Below are 12386 nucleotides of genomic sequence, written 5' to 3'. Positions count from 1 at the left end.
TCCCGCGACAGAGCCCCCGCGCATCAGTCCGAGGGGGGGACGTGTTTCGGAACCCTCAAGCCGTTCATCTGTTGGACTAAAAGGACTTATGGGACGGATGTGGCAAATGGAACGGGCCGCGGCGCGGACACGGTGCAAAACCGCATGACAACATCACGCGACCGCCGACCGAAGCCAATGAGGGGCTTCCGCCACACAGTGACTCTTGCTGGCGGTCTGGTCGGGTCTGGGCTCATGTCTGGATGCACTGGGCAGCAGTCCGCGCTTATTCCGCGCGGAGAGGACGCCGCGGTACAGTCCACGCTGTTTTTCGTCATGCTGGTCGGGGCCGTCGTCCTATGGCTGATGCTCAACGGCCTCTTCTTCTACCTTACGCGCGTGCGTCCGGGGGCGGTGCCCCAACGGCTCGCCAACGGTATGATCATCATCGGAGGGCTGGTGGTTCCGGCGGTGTTGATCGGTGCGTTGCTGGCCTGGGGTTTGTCCATCCTGCCCGACCAGCAACGTTCCGGGGATGGACTGACGATCCGCGTGACGGGCGAACAATGGTGGTGGCGCGTGGAATACTGGCCGGAGGGTGCCGAGGCGCCGATCGTCTCCGCCAATGAAATCCGGATGCCGGTGGGCGAGCGGGTGGAGTTCGCGCTTGGTGCGAAGCGGGTGATCCACTCGTTCTGGATCCCCGCACTCGGGGGCAAGATGGACATGTTTCCGGGCCGCGACACGCGTGTTTCCCTGAAGGCGACCGAGCCGGGCGTCTACCGCGGGCAATGCGCGGAGTTCTGTGGGGCCAGCCATGCGTGGATGGCATTTGCGGCGGAGGCCATGCCCCCGGCCGACTTCGCCGCTTGGCTCGATCACGAGGCGTCGGCGGCTGTCGCGCCGTCAACCCCCGACGCGGTGGCGGGCGCAGAGATATTCGCGCGCGAGGGGTGTGGGGCGTGTCACACGGTGCGCGGAACGGACCACATCGGGCAGGTTGGCCCGGACCTGACGCATGTCGGCGCAAGGCACACGCTTGGGGCCGGTCGGCTCGGCGCGACGCTAGAGGATTTCGCCGCCTGGATCAGCCACACGGACGAACTCAAACCCGAGGTCGAGATGCCCGCCTATGGCCACCTGCCGGAGGAAGAACACCGTCTGCTCGCCGCCTATCTGAAGGGACTCCAATGAGCGAAGACGATCGCCCGATACCGCGGAAGGTGAGCCAGGCCGACGACCTCGCGCCGGAGGGCGTCTATCCGCCCACGGAGGAGATGCTGTCTGAGCCGGTGCCAGCCGACCTGCAAAAGGCGCAGGCCGACCGTCTGCGCAAGGCATGGGTGGCCCCGACCGGGATTCGCTATGTCACCGCAGTGAACAACAGCGAGGTCGGCGTCTGGTACTCGATGACGGCCTTTGCCTTCATGCTCATCGCGGGCGTGATGGCCCTCATCATCCGGCTGCAACTCGCGTTCCCCGAGAACGACCTGATTTCGGCCGACCGCTTCAACCAGCTTTTCACGATGCACGGCTCGGCTATGATGTTCCTGTTCGCCGTGCCGATCTTCGAAGCGATCGCGATCCTGATCCTGCCGGGGTTCCTCTCCGCGAGGGACCTGCCATTTCCGCGGCTGTCGGCCTACGGCTACTGGTGCTTCCTGATCGGTGGGATCTCTGTGATCGGCTCGGTCTTCGTCGATGCGGGGCCGACGGCGGGCTGGTTCATGTATCCGCCGCTTGCCACGCAGGACGAGGGAATCGGCTCGGACATCTGGCTGCTGGGGTTGAGTTTCATCGAAGTCGCCTCCATCGCCGCGGCTGTCGAGCTGATCGTGGGCACGCTCAAGTGCCGCCCGCCGGGGATGCGCGTGAACATCATGCCGCTTTACGCGTGGTACGTCCTCGTGGTCGGTGGGATGATCCTGTTCGCCTTTCCGCCCCTCATCGCCGGGGATTTCCTGTTCGAACTGGAGCGGTCCTTCGACTGGCCGTTCTTCGACCCGACGCGCGGCGGCGATCCGCTGCTGTGGCAGCACCTGTTCTGGATCTTCGGCCACCCCGAAGTCTACATCGTCTTCCTTCCGTCGATTGCCATCGCGGCGATGGTGGTGCCGACGGTCGCGCAACGCCCCATCGTGGGCTATTCCTGGATCGTCCTGTCGGCGGTGGGTACCGGATTCCTAAGCTTCGGGCTTTGGGTGCACCACATGTTCACGACCGGGCTGCCCTCCATCTCGCTGGGGTTCTTTTCCGCCGCCTCGGAGGCGGTGGTGATCCCGACCGGCATCCAGCTCTTTGCGTTCCTGGCGACGCTTATGGTGGGGCGGGTGAGGGTCAACCTGCCCATGCTGTGGATCGCCGGCGGCCTGGCCATTTTCACCGCTGGCGGGCTGACCGGCGTGATGCTTGCCATGGCGCCGTTCGATTTCCAGGCGCACGACAGCTATTTCGTGGTCGCCCACCTGCATTACACGCTGTTCGGCGGGATGGTGTTTCCGGTGATCGCGGGGGTCTACTATTTCTTCCCGTTTGCCCGCAAGAAACTGCTGTCAGAACGTCTCGGGCGGATCGCCTTCTGGTTGATCTTCGTCGGGTTCAACGTGACGTTCCTGCCGATGCACTGGGTGGGGCTGCTCGGCATGCCGCGCCGGATCTATACCTTCCCGGGTGGGCTGGGGTGGGACACGGTCAACCTGATGTCCACGATCGCGTCCTTCCTCATCGCCGCTGGCTTCGCCGTCTTTGCCTGGGACGTGATCCGACCCAAGACCCGGCAGCCGCAAATCCCGCGCAATCCCTGGGGCGGCGGTACTCTGGAGTGGACCCATGACGTGCCGGAAGAGCTCTGGGGCACCCGATCCATCCCCTATGTCACCTCACGCTATCCTCTGTGGGACGATCCGAAGCTGCTGGAGCGGCTCGACAGCGGCCGCTACTATCTGCCGGATGCGGAGACGGTGCGACGCGAGACGATGGTGACGAGCGTGATCGACGCGAAGCCTCTGCTGATCCAGAAGGTGACGGGGCCGAGCTGGCTTCCGTTGCTGGCGGCGGTCTTTACCGGCGGGGCGTTCATCTTTCCGACGTTCCACGTGTATCCGCCAGCCATAGCCTCGGGGGCCGTTGCTCTCGCCATTATCATCCTCTGGTTGTGGCGGGAGACGTCTTGGCCGCCGGAGCATGAAATGCGCGACGCGGGCTTGGGGCTGAGGCTGCCGAACTACGCCGCCGGTCCGAACTCCGTCGGTTGGTGGGCGATGTGGATCACCATGCTGGGGGACGCCACGGCCTTTGCCTCCGTCGTGTTCGCCTTCTTCTACTACTGGACGTCGAGCGCGGACTTCCCCCCGGTTGCCATGCCGGACCCGGATCGGGCGCTCGTCGGGCTTGCTGTGGTCGGCCTACTGCTGGCTTGGGCCGCCACGGTCAGCGCGGCCTGGCTTAATGCTCGAGCGCGAGTGACGGCTGCCCGTGCGGCCTTGATCGTCGCGCCCGTTGCTGCAGCCGGGGGCGCTGCGGCGCTTGTCCTGTCAGTGATTGGGCTGTCACCTTCCACCCATGTTTACCCCGCCGTCATGTGCGCGCTTGCGATTTGGGTGGTGGTCCACGCTGGTGTGGGGATTGTGATGCAGCTCTACTGCCTCGCGGCCTCCGTCGCGGGAAAGATGACGCCGCGCCATGACGCCGACATTCAGAACGTCACGCTTTACTGGCACTTCCACCTGATCGCGGTGCTCGTGACCTGCGCCGTGATGGGGCTTGCGCCTGGGGTCATGCGATGAAAACCCCGCAAGAGCCCCGCGCCCAGGAGGAACGCCGCGAATTCCGTGAGGAGGCGGAAAGCCTCTTCCGCATCACCTTTGCCCCGGTGATCTGGGCGGCCCATTTCCTTCTGTGTTACTGCACCCTCGCGGTTGTCTGTGCCAAGGGGGGCGACCCAGACTTCTGGCGGACCGCCTTGGTGGGGCTGACCCTCGTTGCCCTGCTGGCAATCACCTGGACGGGCTGGCGTGCCTGGCGGCAGTGGGACGCCCACAACACCGGCGACTACGCCAATGCGCGCGGAGAGGACGAGGACCGGCACCAGTTTCTCGGGCAGGCGGCGCTCCTGCTGGCGATCATCTCGGCAATAGGCGTGATCTACACCGCCCTTCCGCTTGTCCTCGTGGAGGGCTGCAGATGAGACCGACGTTCCTCCTCCCCGGCCTCGCGCTGCTGGTGGCCATATGGACGCTGCCATTGGACACAGTGCTCGGCGTCTTCCCGGTGCACATGTTGCGTCACATGGTGCTCGTGGCGCTTGCGGCACCGCTGCTCGTTCTGGGGCTACCGAAGCTTGCCGCCCGGGTCGCGATCAATCCCCTGATCGCCGCCGTGCTGGAGTTCGCGGTCGTGTGGGGCTGGCACATGCCGCAGACGCACGCGATAGGCCGGCTCAGCGGGGTTGGCTTCGTGGCGGAACAGGCGTCGTTTCTGCTGGTCGGTGTGCTGGTCTGGGCCGGATGCCTGCTGAGCCGTCAGCCGCTGGCCGGGGCAGGGGGGCTGTTGCTGACCTCCATGCACATGACCCTGCTCGGCGCGCTGCTGACGCTCGCCCCGAGGGACCTTTACGCAGATATGTGTGGAACGGCGCCCGACCTCGCCGGTCAACAGGGGGGCGGGATGCTGATGCTGGCCATCGGCACGCCGGTCTACCTGGTTGCCGGGCTCATGCTCACCGCCCGAGCGCTTGGACGGAGCGAGATGGCATGAAGGTCGAGCCAGGAACCCCAAGGATCGTATTTCGCACCCTTGCCGCGCTGGCCAGCCTGGGTGCGCTCGCGGGGGGAGGCGTTGTCGCGTTCGGCCTTTACAACGTGTCGGCACGGGTCGGGCACTGGCCGGGGGTCGGGTGGGTCTTGCACACCACCTTCGTCCAGTCCGTCAAATTGCGCGCCATGCCCGAGGCGGAGGTGCCGGACCTGTCCGACCCGGCGCTCGCAGACCTCGGGGCCCAGCACTACGCCACCGCTTGTGCTCCCTGCCATGCGGCGCCGGGGGTGGAGCGGTCGGCCACGGTGCGCGCAATGGTGCCGGCGCCACCGCATATCGAGGAGGCGGTGGCGCATTGGGAGGCCAATCACCTGCACTGGATCGTCTACAACGGGATCAAGATGAGCGGCATGCCGGCATGGTCCGCGCCGGAGCGCTCCGCAGAGGTCTGGCCGGTGGTTGCCTATCTGCTGCGGGTGAAGGAGGGAACGGCCCCCACGGACCTTGTGGCGCAGGACGGCGGAGCGCGTGGCGACTGGGCGGCCTATTGCCAGGCCTGCCATGAGGATGTGTCCGCCCATGTGCCGCGGCTCGGCATCCTGTCGCCGGAGTATCTCAACAAGGCGCTGTCGGACTACCGTGACGGGTCCCGCCCGAGTGGGATCATGGAGCAGGCGGCGTCGCTCGTACCGGCTGACGACATCCCGGCCCTCGTCCCACGGATGTCGCCACGGACGCCCGCCGAAGCGGTGACAGAGGCTCCGGCCGGCCCCGGTGCCGACCTTGCGCGGCGCGGGACCGATGATGTCCCCGCCTGCGTCGCGTGCCACGGTCCCGGTGCAACGCGCGCGAAGGCGGAGTTTCCATCGCTTGCGGGGCAGGATCCGTCCTACCTCGCGGCGCAGCTTTCCCTTTGGCGCGACGGGCTCAGGGGAGGGTCGGACGTGATGACGAAAGCGGCGATGGATCTGAGCGACGCGGATATCGCCGCCCTCGCGGGCTGGTACGGCGCGCTTTCTCCGGAAATCGCACCCGCGCTGCAATAGTCTCGGCCAGTGCTTCTATGGGGAGCCGTGTCGGGCTAGGACCGGAGGCTCTACGAGATCAGCACGCGCAGGGTAATGGCAATCGCTCCCAAGGTCAGGATGCCGGCCAAGTACAGGCCGGCAAACCAGGCGATCCGGCGCAGGGAGCCTTTTCGTTCGGAGGATCGGTCTTGCGCCATCAGTGATAGCCGTCGTCGGGATCAATCTTGCCGCGGAAGACCCAGTACGCGTAGGCCGTGTAGACAAGGATGATCGGGATCAGGATCGAGGCACCCACCAGCATGAACATCTGCGCGTTGGCGGGTGCCGCGGCCTCCCAGATCGTGACTTCGGTGGGGATGACGTACGGATACATCGACACGCCGAGGCCCACGAAACTCAGCACGAACAGACCGAGAGACAAGATAAAGGGCCAGTAATCATGCCCGTAGAGTACAAGGCTGCGCCAGATCAGGGCGGCCAGCGCAAGAACGGCGGCGGCGACGCCGACGGCGATCCCGATCCGCCAACCGCTGAACCACCGCAGGTAGTAGCCCTCCTGCAGAAATGGCGTCCAGAGGCTTACGACACCGATGAAGGCGACCGTTGCGAGGCACAGATACCATGCCCGCCGGCGCATTCGGGCTTGCAGGCGTCCCTCGGTCCGCATGACGAGCCATGTCGCGCCCAGTAGCATGTAGCCCACCATGAGTGCCACGCCGACGGTCACCGAAAAGGGCGTCAGCCAGTCCCACCATCCGCCGGAATAGCTGCGGGCCTGCTCGTCGATGGAGATCCCCTGAAGCAGCCCCCCGAGGGCGATCCCCTGCGACAGCGTGGCGATGGCGGAGCCGCCGATGAACGCGACGTCCCACACACCGCGCCAACGCTCCGTCCGCCAGCGGAATTCAAAGGCAACGCCCCGAAAAATGAGGGCCAGAAGCATCGCAATGATCGGGGCGTAGAGTGCAGGGAGCACAAGAGCATAGGCGAGCGGAAACGCCGCGAACAGGCCGCCGCCGCCCAGCACCAGCCAAGTTTCATTCCCGTCCCACACCGGCGCGACGGAGTTCATGATCACGTCCCTGTCCCGGCGGTTTGGCTCTACAGCGAACAGCATTCCCAGCCCGAGGTCGAAGCCGTCCAGGATAACGTAGACGAGGACCGCGAAGGCAATGAGGAATGCCCAAATGAGCGTCAGGTCGATGGAGATGCCTTCGGTGAATGGCATGGTTCATTCCCCCGGTTGGCGGTCTTTGGACCGGTGGCTGGCTGCGCCCGCTGCGGGCGTGATGCCCGCCGTGCGCGTCGGTCCTTCGGTCACGCTGCCCAGACGCGGCTCGTTGGCGTCGGCTGGGCGGGACATCAGGCGAAGAATGTAGAACGTGCCGGAGCCGAAAATGGCGAAATAGACGAGCACGAAGGCCACGAGCGACGCTCCGACAGCGGGCGAATCCAGCGGTGCTGCACTCTCTGCGGTGCGCAGCAGGCCATAGACGGTGAACGGCTGGCGGCCGACCTCGGTCGTGACCCAGCCCGCAATCACTGCGATCAAACCGGATGGCGCCATGACAACCGCAGCACGGTGCAGCCAAGGCGCGTCGTAGAGGCGCTTGCGCCACCGCGCCCAGAGAGACCACATGCCCAGGCCGGCCATGCAAAGGCCGAGCCCGACCATGACGCGGAAGGCCCAGAACACGATGAAGACGGGCGGTTGGTCCTCGTCCGGCACCGTGTCGAGGCCGGCGACCGGGGCATTCGGGTCATGTTTCAGGATCAGGGAACCGAGCTTGGGGATGCCGACGGCGTAGTCCAGTCGCTGTTCGGCGTCATTGGGAATGCCGAAGAGGTAGAGCGGCGCGCCATGGGGGTGGCTTTCGTAGTGGCCTTCCATCGCCATGACCTTGGGGGGCTGGTGTTCAAGGGTGTTCAACCCGTGCGCATCCCCTAGGAAGATCTGGATCGGGGCCACGATGGCCGCCATCCACATGGCCATGGAAAACATCGTCTTGGTGGCTTCGGGCGCCGATTGGCCCCGGCGCCTGCGCAGCAGCAGGTGATAGGCCCCCACGCCGCCGACGATAAAGGCCGTGGTCAGGTACGCGGCCGTCACGGTGTGCATCAGCCGGTATGGGAAAGACGGGTTGAAGATCACCTGCCAGAAATCCGTGGGCAGGAACTGCCCGGTCTCCGGGTCGATCTCGAAGCCCGCGGGCGTCTGCATCCAGCTGTTCACGCTGAGAATCCAGAAGGCCGAGAAGACCGTGCCGACCGCGACCGCGAGGCAGGCGATCATGTGCAGCGTCGGGCCGACCCGCTCCCGGCCGAACAGCATGATGCCGAGGAACCCGGCTTCGAGGAAGAAGGCGCTCAGCACTTCGTAGGCCATGGGAGCGCCGATGACCGGGCCCGCACGGTCCGAGAACACAGACCAATTGGTGCCGAACTGGTAGCTCATCACGATGCCCGAGACGACGCCCATGGCAAACGCGAGGGCGAAGATCTTGACCCAGTACCGGAAGAGGTCGAGGTACTTCGTCTCCTTCGTCCAGAGCCACAGGCCGTTCAGAACGGCGAGGTAGCTGGCAAGCCCAATCGTGAAAGCCGGGAACAGGAAATGCATGCTCACCGTGAAGGCGAACTGGATGCGGGCGAGAAGGACGGCGTCGATGGAGTCGAACATGGCATGATCCGACATCCAGCGACGTCGGCCTTGCAGAAAACGGTGATGCGCGGCGGCAGTTAGGCTGCCCTCCTTCCTATCTAGGTCGCACCTGCAGAAATTCGAGGTTGCTGACGCTGCGTAGCCTGCCCGTTTGGGTAGATGCGTTCGAGAACGGCGTCCGTGTCGATGCTGCCAATGGTTCCGGGACCCCGGCCCCTGCGTCCGGTCAGGCGCGTATGGACGAACGCTTCCGCCACGCCCGGTGGCGCGCGGCGCAAGAGTACGGACGCCGCCAGCAGCAGCGCGGTCTGCTCGACAAACCAGCGTGCTTCGGCTTCCTGCGGCTTTTGCGGCCATCTGTCCCGATGCTCCCGCAGGGCCCGCGCGTAGGTGCGGTCGAGTGACGCACCAGCATCCAGTTCGGCGTCTAGCCCGGTGCGCGCGGCGGGCAGGCGCGCGAGCGTTCTGAGAACATCTAGGCAAATCACGTTGCCCGATCCCTCCCAGATGCCGTTGAGCGGGGCCTCCCGGTAAAGCATCGGAACCGGGCTGTCCTCGACGTATCCCGCCCCCCCGAGGCACTCCAGCGCCTCGCCGATGACCATTGGGCAAAGCTTGTTCGACAGGAACTTTGCCAGCGCCACGCCAATCCGCGCAAAGGCCCGATCCTCCGGCCCGCCGCCGTCGAAGGCTCGGGCGACATGCAGGCCGAGGGCGAGGCTTCCCTCGAAGTCCAACGCTAGGTCCGCCAACACGGCGCGCATCAACGGCTGATCGATCAGGGTACGTTGGAAGGCCGTGCGGTGGCTTACCCAATGGTGCGCCTCCCGAAGGGCGGCGCGCATCAGACCCGCGGGCGCCAAAGCCGTGTCGAGCCGCGTATGGTGGATCATCTCTATGATCGCCCGCAGTCCCTGACCCTCGTCGCCGACCTGAAAGGCGAGAGCGCGGTGGTACTCGATTTCCGCCGAGGCATTGGACCGGTTCCCGAGCTTGTCCTTGAGCCGCATCAGGCGGATGGCGTTGCGGCCCTCCGGCAACCAGCGCGGGACAAGAAAACAGGTCAGCCCCGCGGGCGCCTGGGCGAGGGTCAGGAACCCGTCCGACATCGGCGCCGAGCAGAACCACTTGTGCCCGGTCAGGCGCCAGTTTTCGCCGTCACGCTCGGCTCGGGTGGTGTTGGAGCGGACGTCCGATCCTCCCTGCTTCTCTGTCAGGGCCATGCCGAGCGTCGCGCCTGCCTTTTCCGCGACCGGACGCACAGTTGGGTCGTAGTGCCGCGATACCAGCCGTTCCCGCCAGACAGGGAACGGGGAACCCTCCGACGGCAGGGTGGGGATGGCGGCATATGTCATGGTCAGCGGGCAACAATGGCCCGGCTCCATCTGGCTTGCGAGGTAGACCATGGCCGCGTGGCGCAGGTGGCCATCCGTCTGTCCCTCCCAAGGAATAGCCGCATACCCCGCCGCGCACGACAGGTCCATGAACCGATGGTAGGCCGGGTGAAAGCGCACCTCGTCCAGCCGCCGGCCGGCCCGGTCGAATGGCACGAGGTCCGGCGGGTGGCGGTTGGCCTCCCGCGCGGCGAGTTGCATGTCGGCGGTCCCGAGAGCCGCGCCATAGGCCGCCAGCCCGTCGCGTGCGTCGTGGTCGATGCCCGCTACGTGATCGGACAGGGCCTGGTCGCCTCCAAACAGGTCCAGGTCCCCGAGATCGGGCGGTTGGTTCTCGACCCTGTGCGTGCCGAGGTCGGTTTGTGCGGCGGTGGTCGTCATCAACGCTCCTCCCTTGGCGTCGCCGGCAAGCGGCGCGCAGGAGGAGGATAGCACCTTGGGGGTATCATGGCCCCATACGGGTGGCGCCGCGTCGTGACAGGCACGAGAAAAACGCGGGCGTTGGGGGCGCCCGCGGTCTGCCGCGTCACGCGGCAAGAACGGCCCGGCTGGCGGACCGAAGACGGATGGGGTCAGGCGCCGTTCTTCGCCCAGACGACCATGAATTGTGCCGACCCGGTCGGGAGGATTCGCATGGCTGGCATGTTCTTCACATCGAGAATTCTGGAGCAGTCCTCGCTGAGGGTTTCGATGGTGGTCCAATCGTCGCCGGTGGCGTTGCGGCGCTGGATCTGAACGTCTCCGTCTCCGACTTCGGCATGGATGGTCGCCGGCGAGACCCAGTGCGGAAAGACGTGTTCTTCGTCATCAGGCAGGACGAGGGCGGTCGCGCCCCAGGTGCCAAGGGTCATGGTTGTCTCCTGTGTTTCGTAGTGCAGGAGAATGGGGCGGACGGTTTGCCACTCGGTAACCGCGGCGCACGCAGTGTTGCGAATTCGCCCATCTGGCGACGGACCAGCGATGAACTGTCTTCCCGGCAACCTGAGGTTGCCGTAGGGTTAATAAACGTTAACAATGGTTAACGCGATTTGAGGACGAGCATGAAAGATCCGGACCCGGAGAAGGCCTCGGAGACACCCTGCGACCACCACGGCCCGGATGATCCTGATCGGCGTGCCGCGCTGAAGGCCGTGCAGAAATACGCCGCCTGTGTCGCTGGCACGTCCACGGTCATACTGTCGGCGGACGACGCGCTCGCTGCGCAATCGTTCTGCTCGGTCATCGATCCCGACAGAAACGCCTGGATCTACCACTGGTTCTGCGACGGTCCCGAACCTGACGGTCCTGGTAAAAGGTCCAAACAGCCCAACGGAAACCTTGGCCTGCAGCGGTTCGACCGCGACAGCAACGGGTTCAGGCCGAAATAGCCGGTGACGCTGGCAAGGCCTATATCGGCGCCTGCGCGGCGGATCCCGTCCGAGGCTATCGCCAACGTCGAAGTGCTGCCGCTCGGATCGAGCCTGCTCCTACGCTCGCGCGGAACTGGGGCCAGCGTGCTCTCAAACGGCGATGGCGCGGCGATCCTGGATGGCTTGCGCCTCAACGCTCCCGTGGAGGACATCGGACAGGTCGTTTCGGTCCGCAGTGGCATGGCTCAGGAGGCATCGCTCAAACTGGTGAGCGAAACCCTCAGACGCTGGCACGATGCTGGCCTTTTCGCGTCGCCTTCTGAGAACCCGGTCGCAGCGCAAGTGCCTGACATGCGGGAGGCCTTACACCAGGGAGCCTATTGCCTCGGCGAACATGGCTGTGTCGTCCGCACGCCCCATGCATTCCTCCTCGCCCAGATCGACGCGGTGGTGGGTGCCTATGGTGCCGAGAAGGGGCTCGCGGGGGTAGATGTGATCGAGTTGGACGGCGCGTGGGGCGACTTCCGGCTGCGCCGCAATGGGGCCATCGTGGCGACCGGGCTGGACCACGACCAGATCCGCCACGGCACTCTGCGGCAGGTGCTCGCGGCGTTGGCCGGACGGGACCGGGTCGCGGCACTGTTGCATTCCGCCTGTGTTGCACGGCACGGGCAGGGCGTTCTGCTGGCCGGGGCGACCGGAGCCGGCAAGACGACGCTGGCCTTGGCGCTGGCTGCGGCAGGGTGGCAGCATGTCGGAGACGACCTCATTCCGCTCATGCGCGACGGCCAGACTGTGACCGCCATTCCGACCGCGGCATCGGTGAAGCGCCCGGGAAGCTGGGATCCCGCTCAGGCCCGCGCTGGCGGGACGGACGACATTGCGAGCATCCTTGGGGTGGAGTTCCAGCCGCCGGCAAACCCGGCTCGGGCAGGGCGCATCCTGCCAGTTTCGGCCATTGTCTTTCCCCAATACATATCGGGCTGTACCCCCACCACCGAAGCCCTGTCTCCGGAGCAGACCCTGGTTGGCCTGCTGAAGGTTGGGGCGGCCCCTCTTGCGCTATCTGACAGCCTGGCCCCTCTGGTCCGCCTGGCCGACGAGGTGCCCGCCTGTCGCATCACCTATCCCGATACGGACACAGCGCTCCATGCATGCTCCGGAATGGTGATCTGATTGGTGCGGATGCGGGATGACCGGAGCAATCGGGCACGCGCAG

At 65.7% G+C, this 12386-nt stretch carries 12 protein-coding genes; 7 read left to right on the top strand and 5 right to left on the bottom strand.

Features of this window, described 5'->3' with window-relative positions; translation table 11 throughout:
• Positions 1 to 234 precede the first annotated feature (234 nt).
• From coxB to BM075_RS03895, 5 genes are read left to right on the top strand one after another with little or no spacing between them, the layout of a single operon-like run.
• Positions 235 to 1173 (top strand): cytochrome c oxidase subunit II, encoded by a 939-nt coding sequence (coxB, locus tag BM075_RS03915; RefSeq protein WP_245758732.1) that lies wholly within the window; start codon positions 235 to 237, stop codon positions 1171 to 1173.
• A complete protein-coding gene (gene ctaD, locus BM075_RS03910; protein ID WP_093359328.1) occupies positions 1170 to 3764 on the top strand; it encodes a cytochrome c oxidase subunit I in 2595 nt (864 codons plus the stop codon). Before coxB ends, ctaD begins: the two co-directional genes overlap by 4 nt.
• Positions 3761 to 4165, top strand: a complete 405-nt coding sequence (locus BM075_RS03905; protein ID WP_093359327.1) for a hypothetical protein — start codon at positions 3761 to 3763, stop codon at positions 4163 to 4165. Before ctaD ends, BM075_RS03905 begins: the two co-directional genes overlap by 4 nt.
• The gene (locus tag BM075_RS03900; protein ID WP_093359326.1) at positions 4162 to 4734 is read left to right on the top strand and encodes a cytochrome c oxidase assembly protein; all 573 of its coding nucleotides are present in this window, start codon (positions 4162 to 4164) and stop codon (positions 4732 to 4734) included. Before BM075_RS03905 ends, BM075_RS03900 begins: the two co-directional genes overlap by 4 nt.
• Complete coding sequence (locus tag BM075_RS03895; RefSeq protein WP_093359325.1) at positions 4731 to 5780, top strand: c-type cytochrome; 1050 nt, start codon at positions 4731 to 4733, stop codon at positions 5778 to 5780. Before BM075_RS03900 ends, BM075_RS03895 begins: the two co-directional genes overlap by 4 nt.
• 50 nt (positions 5781 to 5830) lie before the next feature.
• On the opposite strand, the gene BM075_RS24095 is transcribed toward BM075_RS03895, so the two are convergent.
• The 5 genes from BM075_RS24095 to BM075_RS03875 all read right to left on the bottom strand — a co-directional run bounded on the left by BM075_RS24095 (position 5831) and on the right by BM075_RS03875 (position 10669).
• Complete coding sequence (locus tag BM075_RS24095) at positions 5831 to 5959, bottom strand: DUF2474 family protein (protein ID WP_143089808.1); 129 nt, start codon at positions 5957 to 5959, stop codon at positions 5831 to 5833.
• On the bottom strand, positions 5959 to 6990 hold the full coding sequence (cydB, locus tag BM075_RS03890) for a cytochrome d ubiquinol oxidase subunit II (protein ID WP_093359324.1): 1032 nt from the start codon (positions 6988 to 6990) through the stop codon (positions 5959 to 5961). Before cydB ends, BM075_RS24095 begins: the two co-directional genes overlap by 1 nt.
• 3 nt (positions 6991 to 6993) lie before the next feature.
• On the bottom strand, positions 6994 to 8442 hold the full coding sequence (locus BM075_RS03885) for a cytochrome ubiquinol oxidase subunit I (RefSeq protein WP_093359420.1): 1449 nt from the start codon (positions 8440 to 8442) through the stop codon (positions 6994 to 6996).
• A gap of 80 nt (positions 8443 to 8522) precedes the next feature.
• Positions 8523 to 10199 carry an acyl-CoA dehydrogenase family protein gene (locus tag BM075_RS03880; RefSeq protein WP_093359323.1) on the bottom strand — a complete coding sequence of 559 codons (1677 nt, stop codon included), beginning with the start codon at positions 10197 to 10199 and terminating at the stop codon, positions 8523 to 8525.
• A gap of 191 nt (positions 10200 to 10390) precedes the next feature.
• Positions 10391 to 10669: a hypothetical protein gene (locus BM075_RS03875; RefSeq protein WP_093359322.1), complete on the bottom strand. Its 279-nt coding sequence runs from the start codon at positions 10667 to 10669 to the stop codon at positions 10391 to 10393.
• Between the two features lie 189 nt (positions 10670 to 10858).
• On the opposite strand from BM075_RS03875, the gene BM075_RS03870 reads away from it, so the two are divergent.
• Complete coding sequence (locus tag BM075_RS03870; protein WP_093359321.1) at positions 10859 to 11185, top strand: hypothetical protein; 327 nt, start codon at positions 10859 to 10861, stop codon at positions 11183 to 11185.
• A gap of 3 nt (positions 11186 to 11188) precedes the next feature.
• A complete protein-coding gene (locus tag BM075_RS03865; RefSeq protein ID WP_093359320.1) occupies positions 11189 to 12343 on the top strand; it encodes a hypothetical protein in 1155 nt (384 codons plus the stop codon).
• Positions 12344 to 12386: the final 43 nt, after the last annotated feature.

It is taken from the genome of Tropicimonas isoalkanivorans (assembly GCF_900112335.1).
In the GTDB taxonomy this organism is placed as follows: domain Bacteria; phylum Pseudomonadota; class Alphaproteobacteria; order Rhodobacterales; family Rhodobacteraceae; genus Tropicimonas; species Tropicimonas isoalkanivorans.
This window is presented reverse-complemented; position numbering and strand designations above follow the sequence as displayed.

Coding starts and splice junctions, on each gene's coding strand:
- BM075_RS03895 (WP_093359325.1), top strand. CDS start 4,731: ATGAAGGTCGAGCCAGGAACCCCAAGGATCGTATTTCGCACCCTTGCC.
- BM075_RS03900 (WP_093359326.1), top strand. CDS start 4,162: ATGAGACCGACGTTCCTCCTCCCCGGCCTCGCGCTGCTGGTGGCCATA.
- BM075_RS03885 (WP_093359420.1), bottom strand. CDS start 8,442: ATGTTCGACTCCATCGACGCCGTCCTTCTCGCCCGCATCCAGTTCGCC.
- coxB (WP_245758732.1), top strand. CDS start 235: ATGTCTGGATGCACTGGGCAGCAGTCCGCGCTTATTCCGCGCGGAGAG.
- BM075_RS03875 (WP_093359322.1), bottom strand. CDS start 10,669: ATGACCCTTGGCACCTGGGGCGCGACCGCCCTCGTCCTGCCTGATGAC.
- BM075_RS03870 (WP_093359321.1), top strand. CDS start 10,859: ATGAAAGATCCGGACCCGGAGAAGGCCTCGGAGACACCCTGCGACCAC.
- BM075_RS24095 (WP_143089808.1), bottom strand. CDS start 5,959: ATGGCGCAAGACCGATCCTCCGAACGAAAAGGCTCCCTGCGCCGGATC.
- BM075_RS03905 (WP_093359327.1), top strand. CDS start 3,761: ATGAAAACCCCGCAAGAGCCCCGCGCCCAGGAGGAACGCCGCGAATTC.
- BM075_RS03880 (WP_093359323.1), bottom strand. CDS start 10,199: ATGACGACCACCGCCGCACAAACCGACCTCGGCACGCACAGGGTCGAG.
- cydB (WP_093359324.1), bottom strand. CDS start 6,990: ATGCCATTCACCGAAGGCATCTCCATCGACCTGACGCTCATTTGGGCA.
- ctaD (WP_093359328.1), top strand. CDS start 1,170: ATGAGCGAAGACGATCGCCCGATACCGCGGAAGGTGAGCCAGGCCGAC.